This window comes from Bradyrhizobium sp. NP1, from assembly GCF_030378205.1.
GTDB lineage: Bacteria > Pseudomonadota > Alphaproteobacteria > Rhizobiales > Xanthobacteraceae > Bradyrhizobium.
The window spans coordinates 6,856,874-6,877,049 of record NZ_CP127385.1 but is presented as its reverse complement, the minus strand read 5'-3'; the positions used below and the strand labels follow the sequence as shown (position 1 = coordinate 6,877,049).

The 20,176-nt window shown below is 65.8% G+C and carries 21 protein-coding genes; 12 read left to right on the top strand and 9 right to left on the bottom strand.

All coding sequences use genetic code 11. From position 1 onward, the window contains the following. The first annotated feature begins 11 nt into the window (after window positions 1–11). The 5 genes from QOU61_RS33250 (at window position 12) to QOU61_RS33230 (ending at window position 3,542) form a co-directional block, all read left to right on the top strand. Window positions 12–182, top strand: a complete 171-nt coding sequence (locus QOU61_RS33250; RefSeq protein WP_289655399.1) for a hypothetical protein — start codon at window positions 12–14, stop codon at window positions 180–182. 4 nt (window positions 183–186) lie between these two features. Continuing rightward, window positions 187–993, top strand: a complete 807-nt coding sequence (locus tag QOU61_RS33245) for an alpha/beta hydrolase (protein WP_289655398.1) — start codon at window positions 187–189, stop codon at window positions 991–993. Between the two features lie 47 nt (window positions 994–1,040). After that, the gene (locus QOU61_RS33240; protein ID WP_289655397.1) at window positions 1,041–2,138 is read left to right on the top strand and encodes a calcium:cation antiporter; all 1,098 of its coding nucleotides are present in this window, start codon (window positions 1,041–1,043) and stop codon (window positions 2,136–2,138) included. Between the two features lie 90 nt (window positions 2,139–2,228). Beyond that, a complete protein-coding gene (locus tag QOU61_RS33235; protein WP_289655396.1) occupies window positions 2,229–2,513 on the top strand; it encodes a cupin domain-containing protein in 285 nt (94 codons plus the stop codon). Window positions 2,514–2,609: 96 nt separating this feature from the next. Then, the gene (locus QOU61_RS33230) at window positions 2,610–3,542 is read left to right on the top strand and encodes a hypothetical protein (RefSeq protein ID WP_289655395.1); all 933 of its coding nucleotides are present in this window, start codon (window positions 2,610–2,612) and stop codon (window positions 3,540–3,542) included. A 120-nt stretch (window positions 3,543–3,662) separates the two neighbouring features. Here the strand turns inward: QOU61_RS33230 and rpsU are convergent, their stop codons facing one another. From rpsU to purE, 3 genes are all read right to left on the bottom strand, one after another. Beyond that, window positions 3,663–3,959, bottom strand: coding sequence for a 30S ribosomal protein S21 (gene rpsU, locus QOU61_RS33225; RefSeq protein WP_289655394.1), 297 nt, complete (start codon window positions 3,957–3,959; stop codon window positions 3,663–3,665). Between the two features lie 178 nt (window positions 3,960–4,137). Beyond that, window positions 4,138–5,253, bottom strand: coding sequence for a 5-(carboxyamino)imidazole ribonucleotide synthase (locus tag QOU61_RS33220; RefSeq protein WP_289662016.1), 1,116 nt, complete (start codon window positions 5,251–5,253; stop codon window positions 4,138–4,140). Between the two features lie 5 nt (window positions 5,254–5,258). Continuing rightward, window positions 5,259–5,747: a 5-(carboxyamino)imidazole ribonucleotide mutase gene (gene purE, locus QOU61_RS33215; RefSeq protein ID WP_289655393.1), complete on the bottom strand. Its 489-nt coding sequence runs from the start codon at window positions 5,745–5,747 to the stop codon at window positions 5,259–5,261. A 145-nt stretch (window positions 5,748–5,892) separates the two neighbouring features. On the opposite strand from purE, the gene QOU61_RS33210 reads away from it, so the two are divergent. Then, window positions 5,893–6,591, top strand: coding sequence for a GGDEF domain-containing protein (locus QOU61_RS33210; protein ID WP_289655392.1), 699 nt, complete (start codon window positions 5,893–5,895; stop codon window positions 6,589–6,591). 65 nt (window positions 6,592–6,656) lie between these two features. Here QOU61_RS33210 and QOU61_RS33205 read toward each other — a convergent pair whose 3' ends face one another. After that, a complete protein-coding gene (locus QOU61_RS33205) occupies window positions 6,657–6,905 on the bottom strand; it encodes a hypothetical protein (RefSeq protein ID WP_289655391.1) in 249 nt (82 codons plus the stop codon). A gap of 133 nt (window positions 6,906–7,038) precedes the next feature. Next, window positions 7,039–7,245, bottom strand: coding sequence for a YdcH family protein (locus QOU61_RS33200; protein WP_289655390.1), 207 nt, complete (start codon window positions 7,243–7,245; stop codon window positions 7,039–7,041). A gap of 402 nt (window positions 7,246–7,647) precedes the next feature. Here QOU61_RS33200 and QOU61_RS33195 point away from each other — a divergent pair, with 402 nt between their 5' ends. Continuing rightward, window positions 7,648–7,833, top strand: a complete 186-nt coding sequence (locus tag QOU61_RS33195; protein WP_289655389.1) for a YdcH family protein — start codon at window positions 7,648–7,650, stop codon at window positions 7,831–7,833. A gap of 85 nt (window positions 7,834–7,918) precedes the next feature. Here QOU61_RS33195 and QOU61_RS33190 read toward each other — a convergent pair whose 3' ends face one another. Next, the gene (locus QOU61_RS33190) at window positions 7,919–9,022 is read right to left on the bottom strand and encodes an NAD(P)/FAD-dependent oxidoreductase (protein WP_289655388.1); all 1,104 of its coding nucleotides are present in this window, start codon (window positions 9,020–9,022) and stop codon (window positions 7,919–7,921) included. A 294-nt stretch (window positions 9,023–9,316) separates the two neighbouring features. Here QOU61_RS33190 and QOU61_RS33185 point away from each other — a divergent pair, with 294 nt between their 5' ends. From QOU61_RS33185 to QOU61_RS33165, 5 genes are all read left to right on the top strand, one after another. Then, the gene (locus tag QOU61_RS33185; RefSeq protein ID WP_289655387.1) at window positions 9,317–12,004 is read left to right on the top strand and encodes an EAL domain-containing protein; all 2,688 of its coding nucleotides are present in this window, start codon (window positions 9,317–9,319) and stop codon (window positions 12,002–12,004) included. Window positions 12,005–12,015: 11 nt separating this feature from the next. Continuing rightward, window positions 12,016–13,497, top strand: coding sequence for a glycerol-3-phosphate dehydrogenase (locus QOU61_RS33180; RefSeq protein WP_289655386.1), 1,482 nt, complete (start codon window positions 12,016–12,018; stop codon window positions 13,495–13,497). 188 nt (window positions 13,498–13,685) lie between these two features. Then, window positions 13,686–14,882 (top strand): ABC transporter ATP-binding protein, encoded by a 1,197-nt coding sequence (locus tag QOU61_RS33175; RefSeq protein WP_289655385.1) that lies wholly within the window; start codon window positions 13,686–13,688, stop codon window positions 14,880–14,882. Next, window positions 14,879–15,790: an ABC transporter permease gene (locus QOU61_RS33170; RefSeq protein WP_289655384.1), complete on the top strand. Its 912-nt coding sequence runs from the start codon at window positions 14,879–14,881 to the stop codon at window positions 15,788–15,790. Before QOU61_RS33175 ends, QOU61_RS33170 begins: the two co-directional genes overlap by 4 nt. Further along, entirely contained in the window at window positions 15,790–16,599 is an 810-nt protein-coding gene (locus QOU61_RS33165) for an ABC transporter permease (RefSeq protein WP_289655383.1), read from the top strand. Before QOU61_RS33170 ends, QOU61_RS33165 begins: the two co-directional genes overlap by 1 nt. A 9-nt stretch (window positions 16,600–16,608) precedes the next feature. Here QOU61_RS33165 and QOU61_RS33160 read toward each other — a convergent pair whose 3' ends face one another. The 3 genes from QOU61_RS33160 to QOU61_RS33150 all read right to left on the bottom strand — a co-directional run bounded on the left by QOU61_RS33160 (window position 16,609) and on the right by QOU61_RS33150 (window position 19,927). After that, on the bottom strand, window positions 16,609–17,487 hold the full coding sequence (locus QOU61_RS33160; protein WP_289655382.1) for a carbohydrate ABC transporter permease: 879 nt from the start codon (window positions 17,485–17,487) through the stop codon (window positions 16,609–16,611). Continuing rightward, the gene (locus QOU61_RS33155; protein ID WP_289655381.1) at window positions 17,484–18,353 is read right to left on the bottom strand and encodes a carbohydrate ABC transporter permease; all 870 of its coding nucleotides are present in this window, start codon (window positions 18,351–18,353) and stop codon (window positions 17,484–17,486) included. Before QOU61_RS33155 ends, QOU61_RS33160 begins: the two co-directional genes overlap by 4 nt. A gap of 266 nt (window positions 18,354–18,619) precedes the next feature. After that, on the bottom strand, window positions 18,620–19,927 hold the full coding sequence (locus tag QOU61_RS33150; RefSeq protein WP_502876992.1) for an ABC transporter substrate-binding protein: 1,308 nt from the start codon (window positions 19,925–19,927) through the stop codon (window positions 18,620–18,622). Between the last annotated feature and the right edge of the window lie 249 nt (window positions 19,928–20,176).

Here is a 20,176-nt window from a genome sequence, read left to right as displayed (position 1 = left end):
GCGAGGGGACCGTGGCCCTGAACAGGGAGTGGCACCGGTCCCATCGCATGCCGCCGAAGGCGACGCGGGCGCAGCGTATCGAATGGCACGCCGCGCATGCGAGAGCCTGCGGCTGCCGCGCGATCCCGGAAGGCATAAAGCCGGAGGTCGAGAAGCTGCTCAAGGGCAATCGCAAGCGATAGAGCCATGACGATCCTCAAATGGGGCCTGATCGTCGTCCTCGCGTTTTACGTTTGCGGCCTCCTCGTGCTGTTTTTCGCCCAGCGCGCGATGCTGTTTCCCGTCCCGACCAAAGCGCGGGTCGCGCCCGCGGCCGCAGGCTTCGCCGTGGCGGAAGAACATGTCCTGACCACCTCCGACGGAGAAAAGGTCATCGTCTGGCACGTGCCGGCAAAGCCTGGTCACCCCGTGATCCTCTACTTTCACGGCAATGGCGATTTCCTCGCGGGCTTCTTCGGCCGCTTCCGTACGCTGATCGCCGACGGCACCGGCATCGTCGCGCTGTCCTTCCGCGGCTATGCCGGCTCGAGCGGCGATCCCGGCGAGCGGGGCTTGCTGCTTGATGCGGAAGCCGCCTATGCCTTCGCGTCGGCGCGCTACGACTCGACGCGGATCGTGGTTTGGGGCTTTTCACTCGGCACCGGCGTTGCGGTCGCGGTCGCGGCCGAGCATCCGGTCGCAAGGCTGATCCTGGAGGCGCCCTACACCTCCACCGTCGATGTCGCCGCGTCGATGTTTCCGATCGTGCCGGTCAGCCTCCTGATGCGGGACCAGTTTCATTCCGACCGGCGCATTGGCCGCGTCACCGCGCCGCTCCTCATCATGCACGGCACCGCCGATCCCGCGATCCCGTTTCGCTTCGGCGAGCGGCTGTTTGCGCTCGCCAACGAGCCCAAGCAATTCGTCCGCTTCGAAGGCGGCGGCCATGAAGATCTCGGCAATTACGGCGCGATCGAGGTGGTCAGGCGCTTCATCGGGCCTTTGAAAGGATGACCGCTTGCCGCATAGTTCGGCCCTGACATTTCCAGGGGGTTGTCCGGATGAGTGAACACGGTCCGATGCCGCGCTCGGCGTGGGTGTTTCCGGCGCTGGGAATGGCGCTGTTCGGAGCCGTGACGGCCAGCGGCTATTCGTTCGCGCCCTCGGCCGGCGGGTGGCTGTTCGCGGCCGTGCTGCTGATTGTCCTGTTCGGCACGGTATTCGCGGCCGTGCATCACGCCGAGATGATCGCCGAGCGGATCGGCGAGCCGTTCGGCACGCTGCTGCTGACGCTCGCGGTCACTGTCATCGAGGTGGCGCTGATCTCGACCATCATGCTCGGCGAAACGCCGGCCCCGACGCTGGCACGCGACACCGTGTTTGCCGTCGTCATGATCGTCTGTAACGGCCTGGTCGGGCTCTGCATCTTCATCGGCGGCATCCGCTACCGCGAGCAGGATTTTCAGATCACCGGCGCCAACCTTTACCTGAGCGTCTTGTTCGTGCTGGCGACCATTACGCTCGACATGCCGAACTTCACGTTGACGGCGCCGGGGCCGGTCTATTCCACCGCCCAGCTCGCCGTCGTGAGCACCGTTACCTTGCTGCTTTACGGGGTGTTTCTCTATACCCAGACCATCCGCCACCGCGACTATTTCGTCAGCGGCGCCAACGAGGCGGCTGCGCACGGCGAGGTGATGTCGAACCGCATGCTGGCAATCAGCATCGCGTTGCTCCTCGTCGCATTGCTCGCGGTGGTGCTGCTGGCCAAGAAATTCTCGCTTGTCGTCGACATCGTCACCGTGAAGATCGGCGCGCCGGCGGCTTTTGCCGGCGTGCTGGTGGCGATCCTGATCCTGCTACCGGAAAGCGTCGCCGCGGTGTCGGCGGCCCGCAAGAACGATCTGCAGAAGAGCATCAACCTTGCGCTCGGCTCGTCGATCGCCACCATCGGGCTCACGGTTCCGGCCGTGGCGGTCGCCGCCTATGCGCTCGACAAGCAGCTTGTGCTCGGGTTGAGCAACCAGCACATGCTGATCCTGCTGCTGACGTTCATGCTGAGCCTGCTCACCTTCGGCACCGGCCGCACCAACATCCTGTTCGGCATGGTGCATATGGTGGTGTTCGCGTTGTTCCTGTTCATGGTATTCGTGCCGTGAGGCGAGGGCCTCAGGCCCGAATCGCTGTACGGTTAGCTGTTTGATTGGCATGATGTTTTTCCGCAATCATGCCGTGGGGAGGGAGTGGGAATGCTCAGCGCCAGGTCCGAGGTCCAGGTCGACACCGAAGAGGTCCGCGTCACCCAGTGGCGGCTCGCGCCGGGCAGCGCCACCGGCCATCACATCCACGAGATGGACTATGTGATCGTCCCGGTGACCTCGGGTGAAATGACCATCGTGGCACCCGATGGTACCCGCGCCAAAACCCAGCTCGGCGCTGGCAAATCCTACTTCCGCAAGGCAGGCGTCGAGCATGACGTGCTCAACGAAACGTCAACCGAAATCGTGTTTCTGGAAGTGGAGCTGAAACCGTGAACGGGGCCGTTCAGCCAATTGCCTCCGATCTGTCGCAGTTGATCCCTGAATGTGCCTCAAAGTTCCCGCATCAAGCCGTGCCGGGGAGTGGTCGAGATGCTGAACTATTTGAAGAAATTCACGGTCGACATCCTGCCCTCCGTGGCTGCGACCGTGATCGGCGCCTACATCGTTAACCACTACATCAACACCAAGCCGGCGACCGACGCGCCGGCTTCCGCCGCCGTATCGACCGCCAATCCGAAGAAGGCTGATCCCGCCTCGGCCGCGAAATCCGCCGACGTTGCCGGCGTCCCCGCGCCCGGCGTCAAGGCCAAGGGCATTTCCGAGCGCGCCCTGATCGAGAAATCCGCCTCCGAAGGCGCGGCGACCGCGACCGAGAAGGCTGTGGAAAAGGCGCAGGCCGACAAGCCGCAAGCCGACAAGCAAGCCGAGAAACCGTCCGAGACCGCGAGCATCCCGCCGGCCGAGGCGCGCAAGAAGCCGTCGTTGCGCGAGCGGGTGGTGGCCAAGATCACGGGTACGCCCGCTCCCGCGCCGGTCGCGACCTCGCCTGCGGCTGCCCCTGCTGTCCCGACGGAAACCGCGACCGCTGCGCCCGAAGAACACCGCGACGCCACCGACCTGGCGCGCGCCGCGATCGAGCGTCTGCGCGGCGGAGAGGGTGCGTCGAAGCAGCAGGCGGCGCGCGCGCCGGAACAGCCGCGCGGTCAGGAGACACCCCGCGTGGTGCTGGCCTCGCCCGTCCAGCCGCAGCCGCAACCACTGCCGCCACCGGTCGTGGTGTCGAACCCCGCACTGGCGGTGCCCGCCGCGCCGTCCGATGGGCGTCGCGACGATACGGTCCGCCCGACGCCGCCGGCTGAGATTCCGCTTGGGCCGCCGCCCGCGCCGCCGCTGGACCTGCGTGCGGAAGCCGCGGCCGACGCCGCACCGCCGCGCCGGGCCAATACCAATGTTGCGGACGACGTGCTGTCGGCGGCGAAGTCGATGTTCAACGCGGTGCTGCCGAAGAACACGACCAACTGAACCGGCTGACTGAATGTGGCCGGGCGAACCGGCCGCAGCCTTTCGGGTGAAGCGGCCGTTGCATAAAAAAACGCGGGCCTCGGTGCCCGCGTTCTCAGCTCAAAAAACTTCAGATACCGATCAGCGCGGACCGCGGGGACCTGCGCCTGCGCCGCCACGGCCAGCGCCGCGATCGCCCGGACCGGCACCGAATGCCGGCTTCGGCTTCATCGGCAGCAGGCCTTCGCGCTGCAGCTTCTTGCGCGCCAGCTTGCGCGCGCGGCGCACGGCTTCGGCCTTTTCGCGGGCTTTCTTCTCGGAGGGCTTCTCGTAATGGCCGCGGAGCTTCATCTCGCGGAAAATGCCCTCGCGCTGCATCTTTTTCTTCAGCGCCTTGAGGGCTTGGTCAACATTGTTATCGCGAACGAGAACCTGCACGCGGCATCCTCTTTTAAGTCAATCGGATTGGAATCTGGTAAAGCCAAAGGGTTGGCGAAAGGCCATGCCCTTAACCTTGAGCGCGCGGATGTATCAGACAAAAGCCGAATTGTCCACCGAAGAGCGCGCCGTTCACGCGACTTTGGCCCGCAAATTCGAGCTTTTTTGATCTCAGCGGCTATTTTTGGGCTGGATCGGCTTCGACCTGGGTCACATGCCCCATCTTGCGGCCCGGCCGCGGCGCGCCCTTGCCGTAGAGATGGACGGTGGCGCCGGGGACCGTCAGCCACTTCTCGTAGTCCAGCACCTCGTCCCCGATCAGGTTGGTCATGGTGACCGCCCCGTACCGGACCGGCTTGCCCAGCGGCCAGCCGGCAATGGCGCGGATGTGCTGCTCGAACTGCGAGATCGAGGCGCCGTCCAGCGTCCAGTGCCCGGAATTATGCACCCGCGGTGCGATCTCGTTGACCAGGATGCGCGGCCCGCTCTCGTCCTCGAGCACGAACATCTCGACCGCGAGCACGCCGACATAATCGAGCGCGGTCGCGATCGCTTCGGCGATCCGGCGCGCCTCCAGCGCCAGCGCGTCGGGTATGGCGGCCGGCGCGCGCGACATCTTGAGGATGTGGTCGCGATGCTCGTTCTCGGTGACGTCGAAACATTCGACCTCGCCGTTGGCCGAGCGGGCCGCAATCACCGAGATCTCGCGCTCGAAGGGAATGAAGGCTTCCAGGATTGCGGATTTGGTGCCGATATCCGCCCAGACACGATCGAAATTGTCGCCTTCGCGGATGATGGCCTGGCCCTTGCCGTCATAGCCGAAGCGGCGGGTCTTGAGCACCGCGGGCAGGCCGATCTTGGCGATCGCTGCATGCAGGCTCGCGGCCGAGGTCACGTCGGCATAGGCGGCGGTGCCGATGCCGAGCCGCTTGACGAAATCCTTCTCCGCCAGCCGATCCTGCGTGGTCTCCAGGACCTTGCGGTTCGGCAGCACCGGACGGCGCGCGGCGAGGATCATCGCGGCTGCCGCCGGCACGTTCTCGAATTCATAGGTGATGACGTCGACATCGTTGGCGAACAGCTCCAGCGCCTCGACATCGGCATATTCCGCGCAGGCCGCGTTCAGCACCACGTCGAAGGCCGGCGAATCCGGGTCCGGCGAGAACACCTGGCAGCGCAGGCCGAGCCGTGCGGCCGCCAGCGCCAGCATGCGGCCCAGTTGCCCGCCGCCGAGAATGCCGATGGTATCGCCCGGCTTCAGCTTCACCCGGTCGGCCGTCGCAGCCTCGATCATGGTGGTCACGCCGATTCCTCCGGGCGCTCCTCGACGGCATCGGTCTGCTGCTTGCGCCAGGCGGCGAGCCGTTTTGCCAGCGCGGCGTCGGTGAGCGCGAGCACGCTTGCGGCGAGCAGCGCGGCGTTGATCGCCCCGGCCTTGCCGATGGCCAGCGTTCCCACCGGAACCCCGGCCGGCATCTGCACGATGGAGTAGAGCGAGTCGACCCCGGACAGCGCCTTGGATTCGACGGGCACGCCGAACACCGGCAGCTCGGTGAGCGAAGCGGTCATGCCCGGCAGGTGCGCAGCGCCACCGGCGCCGGCGATGATGATCTTGAAGCCGGACGCCTTGGCGCCCCGGGCAAAGGCGAACAGCCGCTCCGGCGTGCGATGGGCGGACACGATGCGCTTGTCGCAGGCAACGCCGAGCGCGGCGAGCGTATCGGCGGCATGGCGCATCGTCTCCCAGTCCGACTGGCTTCCCATGATGATGGCGACGGGGGCGGTCATGGTTTTAATTCTGCGATGGAATCCAGAAGCATAGGCCGGATTATAGGGTCTGGCCCGATTGCGGCAACGCGTGGCAAGGGGAAGGGAATGGACTATCCTGTCTTGGTAAATCCAAGCAAGCCTTCTTAACCAACTCTTCAGAGCAATGCCCACCAAAAAGAGGACCAGGGCGGCCACGCCGCGCGGCGCCAGGCGCCGCAAGAACGGGGCCGCCGGCAAGGTGACCCCCGCGCGGAACGCTGCCGTTTCCGCCCGCCGCTCCCAGGCCGCCCCTGACGGCGCCAAGCACACCATCCGCAAGCTCAAGGTCCAGCTCGCGGAAGCGCTGCGGCGGATCGAGGTGCTGCGCGCCTCGGCCGACACCGACTTCCTGCTCGACGTGCTCAACCGCCGCGGTTTCGAGCGCGAGCTGACGCGCTCGATCGCCTACATCAAGCGCTACCATGCGAGCGGCGCGCTCGTCGTGCTCGATGTCGACCGCCTGAAGCCGATCAATGATGCCTTCGGTCACGCCGCCGGCGACGAGGTGCTGAAGGCGGTCGCCGGCGTGCTGTCGGGCCAGACGCGTTCCTCCGACGTGATCGGCCGGCTTGGCGGCGATGAATTCGCGGTGCTGCTCTGGAACCTGAGCGAGACCGATGCGCGCGCCAAGGCGGCGGCGCTGGAACAGGCGATCGATGGCCTGCGCTTCGCCTTCCGCGGCAGCGAGGTTTCAGCCGGCGCGTCGGCGGGGGTGGCGCTGCTCGGCGTGCATTCGGACGCGCAGGCGGTGCTCGAAGAGGCCGATCGCGCGATGTATGTGCGCAAGGCGCAGCGCCGCCACGAAGCTGGCCACGGAACCTGAAGGGGGCCTGGTCGCGCCCCCCGCCTGCTGCGCCCCCCCGGCCTGGAGTCTGAGCCGCCTGCCGGTCAGGCCGCCGTGCCGCTCTCGCGCGGCGGGGGCGCCTCGATCGGCATGCAGCCGGAAGCGATCGCACTGCGCAACTCCTCCAGTTCCGTTTCCAGATATTCGTTCGCCATGATCAGCGCCTTGATGGTGCTGCGCAGATTGCCGTCGCACATCGCGATCGCCTGATCGCAGGCCTGCTCGTAACGATTGTTGTCGAACGGTGCCGAGGCGTCTGACGCGGACAAGGCGGAGGCTGACAGGGTGGACATGACGAAGCTCCGGGCTGAGGCGGGGATGACAAATGTTCTCTTTTTGTTCTTGAGGAGTCAAGGCCCACGAACAGGACATGCACACTCGATCATCTACGTGGAACAAATGACGAGAACTTCCAGACCTTCGCGCCTAGGCGATGATGTCGGGCGTGATCTGGTCTTCGATGAAGGCGATGCGGTCGCGAAGCTGCAGCTTGCGCTTCTTCATGCGCTGCAACCGCAGCAGGTCGGGCGCGGGCGATTGATGCAGCGCATCGATCGCCGCATCGAGATCGCGGTGTTCCTGCTGCAGCCGCGCCAACTCGGCTTGAAGTTCGCGCTCATCATCCCTGGTCATGATGCAGATTAGCCGATAAACGCGATGAGGTTGCGAAGGGCTGTGGAAAGCCTGTGGAGAATATCGCGCCGCGCCGCGCGGCTCGCAAGCAAATCCGTTGAGCGCGCAGCACGATCGTGAGAGCGCGCGCCGCCTCCCGCAACGGTTAACAAGATGGCGGTCGGCGCGATCGCCTGCACCGCGCGGATGTTCGTGTGTCGCCCGTGTGCGGGTGCAGCAGGACGCTGCAATTTTCGGCGCTGCGTTCGGCACGGTGGGCGGTTCCATCCTCACGGATCGTTACACATGCAGCGCCAAATCTGACATTGCGTCCCTGCGATCCCCATCGACAGTTGAGGCCAGTTGTGTACACTCAAACGCCCGGATCGAATCCGAAGGTTGTCCCTACCGAGGAGGTTTCGAATGACAATTCAGGCACATCTGGTTGAATTGGAGCGGAAACACAAAAGCCTCGAACACGAATTGCACGAAGCACTCGTTCACCTTTCAACAGACGACCTGCAAATTGTTGAGTTGAAGCGCCGGAAATTGATGGTCAAGGACCAGATCGAGCGGCTCAGGCACTGCTCCGACGACACCCTCCACTAGATTGCATCACCCATCAGCGTGAGACAAAAGCGCGCAGCTCGTTTGACGGGCTGCCGCTGACGTTTGCGCGCACTGCATCAGCTGGTCAGCTACCGGCAAGGTCGCCGACATGGTCGGCGATCGCGAGCGACGACGTCAGTCCAGGCGACTCGATTCCGAACAGGTTGATCAGCCCGTCGACGCCATGGTCCTTCGGCCCCTGGATCAGGAAATCCTGCCGCGCAACCGCGGGCGGCACGATCTTGGGACGCATTCCCGAATAGCTCGGCATCAGCGCGCCGTCCGGCAGCGCGGGCCAGTAGCGTCGGATCGCCGGATAGAATCGTTCGGAGCGCGCCGGATCGACCGCATAGTCGATGTGGTCGACCCACTCGACATCAGGACCGAACCGCGCCTGTCCTGCCATGTCGAGCGTGAGATGCACGCCGAGCCCGCCCGGCTCCGGCACCGGATAGATCAGGCGCGAGAACGGCGCCCGCGTGCTGCAGGCGAAGTAGTTGCCCTTGGCGAGATAGGCCGGCGGAATCAGCGGCAGCGGCATGCCGTCGACGGCGCGGGCAACCGCCGGCGCCGACAGCCCCGCGGCGTTGATCATGAGCCGGCATTCCAGCGTCATCGGCGCGGCGCCGCCGGCGTCGAGCTCGATGCGGCCCTCGCGCGCCCGTGCACGCTCGACCGGTGTGTGGAAGGCAAAGGCGGCACCGGCGTCCTCGGCGTCGCCGCGCAGCGCCAGCATGTAGGCATGGCTGTCGATGATGCCGGTCGAGGGCGAAAGCAGCGCCGCGTCGCATTTCAGCGCGGGCTCGAGCGCGCGCGCGGCCTCGCCCGGCAGGGTCTGCATGTCGGCGACGCCATTGGCTTCCGCATGCGCGCGGATCGCGGCAAGCTTCTCCGTCTCCTGCGGCGTCGTCGCCACGATCAGCTTGCCGCAGTTCTTGTGCGCGACCCCGTGGTCGCGGCAGTAGCGGTAGAGCGCCTGCTTGCCGGCCACGCACATCCGCGCCATCAGGCTGCCGGCGGGATAGTAGATGCCGGCATGGATCACCTCGCTGTTGCGCGAGGAGGTCACCGTGCCGATGCCTTCCGCCGCCTCGAGCACGATCACCTCGCGGCCGGCCTGGGCAAGCCGCCGCGCGACCGCAAGGCCGATCACGCCAGCGCCGATGACGACACACTCAACCTTGTCCATGGGCGGCTTCAGGTCCGGAAAACCGGGTGCGCGGTCAAGGGCGGTCGCGCACACCTGGTTAGGGCTTCGTTAATGCGGGCGGCCGCAGCGGCCGCGAAGACGGGATGCGCGCCACCGGCGCAGGCCGCCGGGTCTTTCCCGACGGCCGCCGGGCCGCTTCGCATTAAAGGGCCATTAATCATGTCAGGGCAATTGCCGTAAGTTGAGTCATAATTTTCTGCAGTGCGGGTAGGCGTTTACCCGATCCAAACCCGACAAGCCAGACAATCGGCGGTTGAAATCCGCGGGTTGACGATGGCTGACAAGAACTGGCAGGCGGGCGGCACGAATTTGATTCTTGCGCACGCCGTCGTGTGCCTGATGGCCATTGCGCCGTCGCGCGCGCTCGCCTTTTCCGCGCAGTTCGCTCCCGACAGCTATCTGGGCAATGCCGATCCGAGCCTGGTCTGGGAAGGGCTGATCGGCGGCATCGTCGGCTGCTCCTTTCTCGCGGCGGTTGCATTGTGGATCCACTCCGCGGTGCGCCGCTCCAGGCGCTCGCAGCTTCGCCGCAGCGTCTTCATCAATTCCGCGCTTAACAATCTCAACCAGGGCGTGGTGATGACCGATCCGAAGCAGCGGGTCGTGTTCTGCAACGACCGCTATCTCGACATGTACGGGCTGAGCCGCGCCGACCTGCCGCCGGCCATGAGCGGGGTCGAGCTCCTGGAACTGCGGCGCTCGCGCGGCGTGCTCGACGTGCCGGTCGAGGATTTCTACGGGCTGGCCGGCAGGGCCGACGGCTTCATCAGCGAATTGCCGGACGGCCGCTCCGTGCTGGTGCGCTATTTCCAGCTTCCGAACGGCGGCTCGGTGACGACGCATCTCGACTGCAGCGAACAGCGCGCGCTGTCGCGCCAGCTCGCCTCGACCAAGCAGTTCCTGGAATCGGTGCTCGACAATGTGCCGGTCTGCGTCGCCGCCAAGAGCATCGAGGACGGCCGCTATATCTTCGCCAACCGCGCCTTCGAGCGCTTCTCCCGCTTCTCGCGCGATCATATCGTGGGCAAGCGCGCCGACGAGATCTTCCGCCGCGAAACCGCGGCCGGCATCGACGCCGCCGACAAGGCGGCGCTGGTGTCTTCGGAAGGCCAGTTTCGCAGCGAGCTGGTCGTCGAGCGCGGCGCGCAGAAGCGCGTGCTCGCTTCCAACCGTGTCATCGTCCGCGACGAGAACGGCCAGCCGAAATTCCTGATCGCGCTGTTCGACGACGTCACCGAGCACCGCTCGCTGTCGGTGGAGCTCGAAAACGCCAAGAAGTTCCTCGAGCTCGTGGTCGACAACATTCCGGTGTCGCTGATCGTGGAACGCGTCAGCGACGGCAAATATCTGCTCGCCAACCGCAGCGCGGAGGCGATCCTCAACCGCCGCCGCGAGGACGCCACGGGGCTGACCGCCGCCGATATCTTCAATCCCAAGGAAGCCAAGCTGATCATCGCCCGCGACGAGGCGGCGATCAAAAAGCGCGGCCTGCTCGCCGAGGAGCATCCGATCTCGACCAAGGACGGCTTGCGGCTGTTCCTGACGCGGCGCATGACCGTGCTCGACGAGGAAGGCGAGCCGCAATATCTGATCAAGACCCACGAGGACGTGACCGACCGCCGCCAGACCGAATCGCGGATGGCGCACATGGCCTATCACGACGGCCTTACCGACCTGCCGAACCGCCCCGCCTTCCTGCAGGCGCTGACGCAGATGATCGAGGCCTGCGGCGGCACCGGCGAGGAATTCGCCGTGCTCTGCGTCGACCTCGACGGATTGAAGGAAGTCAACGACGTGTTCGGCCACGCGGCAGGCGACAAGCTCCTGATCGAGGTGGCGCGCCGCATCCAGGGCGCGGCCCGCGGCGGCGTGGTGGCGCGGCTTTCCGGCGACGAATTCGGGCTGATCATCGACGGCCTGCAGCCGGCCGCCGGCAGGGCGCTCGCCGAGCAGCTGTTCGAGGCGATGGCGACCGAATTCGTGATCGACGGCAGGTCGGTCCGCACCGGCATCACCACGGGCATCTCGGTGTTTCCGCACAACGGCGCCGACGCGGCCTCGCTGCTCGCCAATGCCGGCGCGGCGCTGTTCCGCGCCAAGCAGAAATCGCGCGGCACCATCAGCTTCTTCGAACCGGAAATGGACCAGCAGATCCGCGACCGCCGCGTGCTGCACCAGGACCTTTCGGTCGCGATCAGGAACGGCGAGCTGTCGCTGCACTACCAGCCGCAGGCGGCTGCGCGCAGCCATGCCGACGGCGCCGAGGTCACCGGCTTCGAGGCGCTCGCGCGCTGGCAGCATCCGGTGCGCGGCTTCGTTCCCCCCAGCGACTTCATTCCGCTGGCAGAGGAAAGCGGCCTGATCGTCGAGATGGGCAAATGGATCCTGCGCGAGGCCTGCCGCGAGGCCGCCTCCTGGAAGCTGCCGCTGCGGGTCGCCGTCAACCTGTCGCCGGCGCAGTTCCTGCACGGCGACGTCGTCGGCCTCGTGCATTCGATCCTGCTGGAAACCGGGCTCGCGCCGGACCGGCTCGAGCTCGAGATCACCGAGGGCGTGCTGATCGAGGATTTCGACCGCGGCCTTGCGATGCTGCGGCGGCTCAAGGCGCTCGGCGTGCGCATCTCGATGGACGATTTCGGCTCTGGCTACTCCTCGCTGAGCTACCTGCAGGCCTTCCCCTTCGACAAGATCAAGATCGACCGCGCCTTCATCATCCATCTCGGCCGCAACCCGCAATCGGCCGCGATCGTGCGCGCCGTGATCGACCTCGGCCACGCCCTGCGCATGTCGATCGTCGCCGAGGGCGTCGAGACCGAGGATCAGCTCGCCTTCCTGGCCGACGAGGGCTGCGACGCGGTGCAGGGCTATCTGATCGGCAAGCCGCTGCCGATCGCCCAGTACGCGACGCTGGTCGGCCGTGACGCCGTCAATGCCATGGAGCCTGCGCGCAAGACGGGTTAGAACATGCGCGCATGGCGGACTACGATCTCGCAATCATCGGCGGCGGGCTGAACGGCGTCTGCATGGCGCGCGACGCCGCGGGCCGCGGCTTGCGGGTGATCCTGCTCGAACAGGGCGATCTCGCCGGCGCCGCATCCTCGGCGACCTCAAGGCTGATCCATGGCGACCTTGCGGTGCTGGAACGCAGGCGTGTGCGTCGCGTGCGCGCGGCGCTCGCGGAGCGGACGACCTGGCTTGCCATCGCGCCGCATCTGGTGCGCCCGTGGCGCTTTGCGATTCCCGCCCATGCCGATGAACGCACGCCGGGCCTGTTGCGGCTCGGCCTTCTGCTCTATGACCGGCTCGGGCCGCGCTCCGGCAGCCTGCCGGCGTCCGAGACGCTCGACGTCACCCACCATCCGCTCGGCGTCGCGCTGAAGCGGCCGTTCGGCACGATCTTCGAATATTCCGATTGCCTTGCCGACGATTCCCGCCTGGTGGTCCTCACCGCGGTCGATGCCGCCGCGCGCGGCGCCGACATCCGCACCGGGGCGCGCTGCGTTCGCATCGAGCGCGGCAGTTTCTGGCGCCTTTCCGTGGTCGATCGCGGCCACCGCCGTCCGATCACCACGCGCGCACTGGCGCTCGCCGCCGGCGCCTGGACGCCGACCCTGATGGAGACCCTGCTGCGCATGCCGCCGCCGCGCGCGCCCGCCGTCCAGGTCAGCCAGATCATCGTGCCGCGGCTGTTTGATCCCGATAACGTCTACGTGCTGCAGAACAGCGACCAGCGGCTGATCTACGCCAGCCCCTTCGAGCGCGATTTCACCCTGATCGGCAGCGTCAGCCGCGCCTTCAAGGGCGATCCCGCGATCGTGGCGGTGGATGCTCGCGATGTCGCCTATCTCTGCGACGCGGCCTCCCGCTATTTCCGCGACCCGCTTTCGCCGTCGGACGTGATCCGGACGGTGTCCGGCGCCAATCTGGTGGCCGGCACGGAAGCCGAGGACGGAGCGATCAGCTTCGACGCCAAAGGCGGCAAGGCGCCGTTGATCGCGGTGCTCGGCGGCGGCCTGACCACGGCACGGCGGCGCGCCGAGCGCGCCGTCTCGCGCCTGACGCCGTTCTATCCGATGACGCCGCGCTGGACCGCGCAGGCGCCGCTGCCCGGCGGCGCCTTCGCCTGGGACAAATTCGAGAACGAGGTCGACGCCGCGCGCGAGCGCTGGCCCTTCCTGACCGAGCCGCAGGCGCAACGACTGGTCGGCGCCTATGGCACGCAGCTTGCGGACGTTCTGGGTGAGGCAAAAGACCGCGCTGCGCTTGGGCCCGCCTTCGGGTCGGAGCTGACGGCGGCCGAAGTGCGCTATCTCATGGCAAGGGAGTGGGCGCGCTTTCCTGAGGACGTGCTGTGGCGGCGCACGAAGCTCGGGCTCACCATGCAGCCGGCCGATCGCGATGCGCTTGCCGCCTTCATGGCCGACGCCACGCCGAGCACGACGCAAGCCCGCTAGAGCATCGGTTCTGATTCCATCAGAACCGATCCTCTGGCTGGTTGCGACATGTGTACCGTTGAGCCGCGGCCGATCCGCGGCTAGTGGTCCTCTGATTCCGACATTCGCAAAAGTGGCTCCCAAAGCGGGATGCGAATGCTAGAATCGATTCACTTGCCTTAGGGCGGGAAAGGGATTCGTTGGGGAAAATGGCGGAAGCAGCACCCGGAATGGATGCGAGGGCGGTGGCGGCAGAGAGCGAAGGGCAGGTGGCGGCGCAGCGCAAGACGGAAGCGCAGGCCGACCTGCCGTTGCTCCGTATCGAGCGTGTCGCCAAGCGGTTCGGCTCCTTCCGCGCCGTCGACGGCGTCTCGCTCGACGTTCGCGCCGGCGAATTCTTCGCGCTGCTCGGCCCGAGCGGCTGTGGCAAGACGACGCTGTTGCGCATGCTCGCGGGCTTCGAGACGCCGGACGAGGGTCGCATCCTGCTCGGCGGCAAGGACATCGCAAAGGTCCTGCCGCATGAGCGCCCGGTCAACATGATGTTCCAGAACTACGCGCTGTTTCCGCATCTGTCCGTGCGCGACAACATCGCCTTCGGCCTGAAGCGCGCGGGCATGGCGCGCGCCGACATCGGCAAGCGCGTCGCCGAGATGGTGGCGCTGGTCAAGCTGGAGGGCCTGGAGAAGCGCAAGCCCGATCAGCTCTCCGGCGGCCAGCGCCAGCGCGTGGCGCTGGCGCGCTCGCTGGCGCGCCGCCCGCAGGTGCTGCTGCTCGACGAGCCGCTCGCAGCCCTCGACAAGAAGCTGCGCGAGAGCACGCAGCTCGAGCTGATGGAGCTGCAGCGCCGGCTCGGGCTGACCTTCATCATCGTCACCCACGACCAGCAGGAGGCGATGACGGTGGCAAGCCGGATCGGCGTGATGGACGCCGGCCGGCTCGACCAGGTCGCCACGCCGCGCGAGCTCTACGAGGCGCCGGCCTCGCGCTGGATCGCCGAATTCGTCGGCGACATCAACCTGTTCGATGGGCAGGTGGAATCGCGCGACCAGGGCCGGCTGAGGGTCGTGACCAGGGATGCCGGCACGGTCGTGGTCGCCGAGCCGCGCCAGCCGATCGGCAAGACCGCGGTCGCGGTCGCGATCCGGCCCGAGAAGGTCAAGCTGTCGCGGCGCGGTCCGGCCGCGGATGCCGTCAACGCGCATGCCATCAACCGGCTCGAAGGCGTCGTCACCGACATCAGCTATCTCGGCGGCATGACGACCTACAAGGTCAGGCTCGACTCCGGGGCGGTGGTGCGCTCCGCGATGGCCAACACCGCGCGGATCGACATGGATGCCTACGGCCTGAGCCAGCGCGTGGTGGCCTGGTTCACGCCCGACGACTGCCTGGTGCTGGACCAATGAGCGCGCGCCGCATCTTCGCGCGTCCGGCGCGGTTCGGCGCCATCGCGCCCTATCTCTGGATGGTGCTGTTCTTCCTGGTGCCGTTCGGCTTCGTCGCCAAGATCAGCCTGTCGCAGACCGCGATCGCGCAGCCGCCCTATCTGCCGGTGTTCGACCTCGGCGCAGGGCTCGACGCGCTCAAGGCGGCGCTGGCTGGGCTCTCGCTCGACAATTTCCGCCTGCTCGTCTCGGACAACCTGTACATCCTGTCCTATCTGCGCAGCGTCGTGGTCGCGATCACGGCGACCGCGATCCTGCTTCTGATCGGCTATCCCGTCGCCTACGGCATGGCGCGCCTGCCGCGGCGCTGGCAGGCGGTCGCCATGATGCTGGTGATCGTGCCGTTCTGGACCTCGTTCCTGATCCGCATCTATGCCTGGATCAACATCCTGCAGCATGACGGGCTGCTCAACCGCGTGCTGCTCGCGCTGCATGTGATCTCGCAGCCGCTGGTGTGGCTGTCGACCGACAGCGCGATGTATCTCGGCATCGTCTATTCCTACCTGCCGTTCATGATCCTGCCGCTCTATGCGACGCTCGCCAAGATGGAGCCGGCGCTGGAGGAGGCGGCCGCCGATCTCGGCGCCTCGCCGCTGAAGACGTTCTGGCTGGTGACGTTCCCGCTGTCGCTGCCGGGCGTCGGCGCCGGCGTCCTGCTCTGCTTCATCCCGATCGTCGGTGAGTTCGTGATCCCCGACCTGCTCGCCGGCTCCAATGCGCTGATGATCGGCCAGACGCTGTGGCTCGAATTCTTCACCAACAAGGACTGGCCGGTGGCCTCGGCCGCCGCGGTGGTGCTGCTGGTGCTGCTGCTCGCGCCGCTGCTGCTGTACGAGCGGCTGCAGCGCCGGCAATTGGAGGTGCGGTGATGACGCGTCGCCGGATCTCGCCCTTCAACACGGTCTCGCTCGCGCTGGGACTGGCGTTCCTCTATCTGCCGATCGTGATCCTCGTAATCTATTCGTTCAACGCCTCGCGGCTCGTCACGGTGTGGGGCGGCTGGTCGCTGCGCTGGTATGAGGAATTTTTCAACGACGCCGCGATGATCGAGGCGGCCTGGATGAGCCTGCGCGTCGCGGTGACGTCGGCGACCATCGCAACCCTGCTCGGCACGCTCGCCGCGGTCGCGCTGTCGCGCGGCGAGCGCTTCGCCGGCCGCACGCTGTTCTCCGGCATGCTCTATGCGCCGCTGGTGATGCCGGAGGTGATCACCGGGCTGTCGCTGCTGTTGCTGTTCGTGGCGATCGATGCCGAGCGCGGCTTCTGGACCGTCACCATCGCGCATACCACGCTCACCATGTGCTTCGTCGCGGTGGTGGTGCAGTCGCGGCTGAATTCGCTGGACCGGAGCCTCGAGGAGGCGGCGATGGATCTCGGCTGTGATCCGGTGCGGGCGTTCCTTTCCGTTACCGTGCCGCTGATCGCCCCTGCCATCGCCGCCGGCTGGATGCTTGCCTTCACGCTGTCGCTCGACGACCTCGTGATCGCGAGCTTCACCACGGGGCCGGGCTCGGCGACGCTGCCGATCCGGATCTATTCCGAGGTGCGGCTCGGGGTAAAGCCGGAGATCAACGCGATCTGCACACTGGTGATCGTGCTGATCGCGGCCGTGATCATCGCGGCCTCATTGGCGTCAAAACTGTCGAGCCGGCAAGGCGAGAGCGCCGCGCCGCTGTAAGCGGCGAAACTACGACTTCACAGCGCCCGCGGTCAGCCCGCCGACCATGTAGCGCTTGAACGCGTAGTAGATCGCGGCCGGGGGCAGCGCGTAGATGAAGCCGGTGGTCATCAACAGCTCCCACGGCGAGTCGTCGGCGGCGAGGAAGTTGCCGAGCGCGACGGGAAGCGTGATGTCGCGGTCGTTCGACAGCAGCAGGAACGCGTAGAGATATTCGTTCCAGGCGAGCAGCACCGCATAGGTTCCGATCGCGACCAGCGACGGCATCATCAGGGGGATATAGACCAGGCGGAACAGCTGCAGCGTGGTGGCGCCGTCCATCACGGCGGCCTCGTCGAGCTCGACCGGCAGCTTGTCGGAGGCCTGCTTCAGGACCCAGATCGCGTAGGGCGAAGCGATCGTCACCATCGCCAGGATCAGCGCCCAGTGGTTGTTGAGCAGGCCGTAATTGCCCATGGTGCGATACATCGGCACGGCGAGGAACGCCGCCGGGATGAAATAGGTGAACAGCGCCAGGTTCATCACGACGCGCCCGCCGGGCACGCGCAGGCGCGAGATCGAGAACGCGGCGGCGGTCGCGACGAACAGCGTCAGCGCGCCGACGGCGGCAGCGATCACCGTCGAATTCCAGAACTGGATCCAGAAATCGCGCAGGAAGTAGTGCTGCTGGTTGAACACGATCGAGAAATTGTGCAGCGTCGGATGCGCCGGCCACAGCTTGCCGGAGAAGGCGTCCTCCTTCGGCGAGATCGCGAACAGGAACATGTGGTAGATCGGCACCATGGTCCAGATGAAGACGGGGATGCCGATCAGCAGCAGCCGCGCCTCGGTGCCGACATCCCGCCAGGAAATGTCGCGCCAGGAAATATCGCGGCCGGAAAGCTTCATCGCGACAACCGTTTCATCATGAAATAGACCAGCGGCAGCACGAAGGGCAGCGCGCAGACGATCGAGGCCATCGCCAGCGAGAGCTGGTCGAGCCTCAAGTAACGGATGCCGAGCGTCGACAGCACGTGGGTGAGGTCGGCCGGGCCGCCGCCGGTGAGCAGATAGACGCTGTTGAAGTCGCCGAGCGTCCAGATCATCGAGAGCAGCGTGCAGGTGACGTAGAGCGTCTGCATCGAGGGCCAGGTGATGTAGCGGAATTTCTGCCACCAGCTCGCGCCGTCGACGGCGGCGGCCTCGAACAGGTCCTGCGAGATCGCAAGCCGCCCCGTCATCAGGATCAGGGTCCAGAACGGCAGCGACTTCCAGATGTGCATGCCGATCGCCATGGTCAGCGCCACCGCCGGATCGTTCAGCCAGTTCGGGCCGTCCTCGCCGGTGAACTTGAAGATGAGCTGGTTGACCACGCCCCATTCCGGATTGAGCATGAAGCGCACCGACAGGATGGTCGGGATCGACGGCACCGCCCAGGGCAGGATGAACAGCACCGACAGCCAGCGGATCCAGGCGCGCTGCTGCACGAAGAAGCCGGACAGCAACAGCGCGATCAGCATCTTGAAATTGATGCCGATCACCAGGAAGATCAGCGTGTTGATCGCGGCGCGCGCGAAGATCGGATCGTTGTAGAGCGCGACATAGCTCGACGGCTGGCGCGCCAGCCACAGCCCGTAGGCCACGGGGTAGACCACGAAGGCGAGGAACACGAGGAGGTAAGGCGCCAGCAGCACGATCGCCCAGACCGTGGGCGTCGACAGGCGCGCCGACAATGGTGCGCCCGGGACATCGGTTGCGGAGACCGTGATCGCCATGCTCGCTACTCTATCCGAAGTGCAGAGCCTCTATACGAGCTTGCAGGTACGTGGTCGTCCCGGCTTTCGCCGGAACGACGTGAGAAAAAGCGGCGATTCGAACTAGTGGAGCGGATTTGACGTTCGCTACTCCCTCGCCGCGATTCCTTCATGCGAACGTCAAATCCGAAGCTCCACTAGAAACAATTGCTTGCTGGTGGTCCTTTTGATTCTAACATTCGCACAAGGGCATGCCGCAACGGGATGCGAATGTTAGAATCGGATCACTAGCCCGCCACCTCCTTGATGCGCGCGATCAGTTCGTCGACCGCCTTGTCCACCGGCACCTTCTCGCTGACCACGCGGTTCATCGCCTTGGCCCAGACGTTCTCGTTGTTGAGGATGGTGAACTTGTAGTTCTTGGTGAAGTCGAACGGCGTGGTGCCGCCCATGAACTGGTTATAGACCGCCTTGCGGTGGCGGTCGGCCTGCCAGAACGGGCTCTTCTGGCTTTCGATCATCACCGGGAACCAGCGGCCGAGCGCGCCCTCGACATAGGGGCGGACGTTCTCCTCCTGCAGCAGGAACTTGATGAACTCCTTGCCCTTCTCCTTGTTCTTGGCGGCGGTGAAGATCACGCCGGTCTTGACGTCGGAGCGGTACTTGATCGGCGTGCCGTCCGGCTTGTTGGGGAAGGAGGCCGTGATGATGGTCTCCTCATAGGCCTTCTTGCCGGCGGCGCGCTGCTCCGGCGTCAGCGCCGGATTGGTGGAGTCCTCGAACCATTTTGCCGCGATCGAGATCGTGAAGTTGTGCGTCATCACGGTCGTCTTGTTGTGGAAGGCGACGTTGTTGTCCGGGTCCTTCCAGGTCGTGGAGGAGGGCGGCGTGCAGCCTTTGACGTAGGTGTCGGTATAGTCCTTCAGCGCATTGATCAGGCCCTGCCGCACCTTGGGGTCGTCGACCAGGAGCTTGCCGTCGTCGTCGACCAGCCTGACGTTGTAGGCGTCCATGAAGGTGTAGAAGGACTGGAAGGAGTCGGTCGACTCCACGCCCATCGGCTGGCCGATGCCGTAGATGCGCTGGCCGGTCGCCTTGCGGATCGCCGGCTGCACCTTGTCGCACCAGAACGACCAGTAGTCCGCCCATTTGGTCGGGATGTCGGAAGCCTTGAAGCCGGCCTGCTCCAGCATGTCGCCCCAGATCTGCACGTGCATGCTCTGCTGCTTCAGCGGAAAGCCGTAATAGCCCTTCTTCTTGGTGACGTCGTTGTAGAGATAGGCGGTCTCCAGCGTGTTCGGCGCGAACGCCGATTTCATCGGCAGCAGGATGTCGGAGAGGTCCTCGAGCTTGCCTTCGAACGCCCATTTGCCGCCGGCCTGCACGTCATAGGTATCGGAATAGGCGACATCGGGCACGGTGCCGGAGTCCAGCGCCGCCACCGTCTTCGGGATCATGTCCTGGATCGCGTATTGCGAGAGCTCGACCTTGGTGCCGGTCTTGGCCTCGAATTTCTTGATCGCCTCGATCAGCGCGTCGTCTTCGGACTTGTAGAAGCCCTTGCCCCACCAGACCGTGATCTTGTCCTGGGCCATCGCGGGCGCTGCCGCGCAGAACAGCCCAGCCGCGACCAACGCAAACGACAGCGCAACCTTTCCTCTCGGATTCACGTCCCTCTCCCTGTTTCCTGCCGCTTTTTTTAACCGGCTGGATAAAAGACTAGCGCAGGGCGCGGGCATGTCTAGCGCGATTGTTGTGCGACGTAGGTAGCAGTGCATTTCGGCGGGCCCGGCCGACAGGCACCGGCCTTTCCGCGACAGGGAAAATCGTGGTCGAGAGCAGCG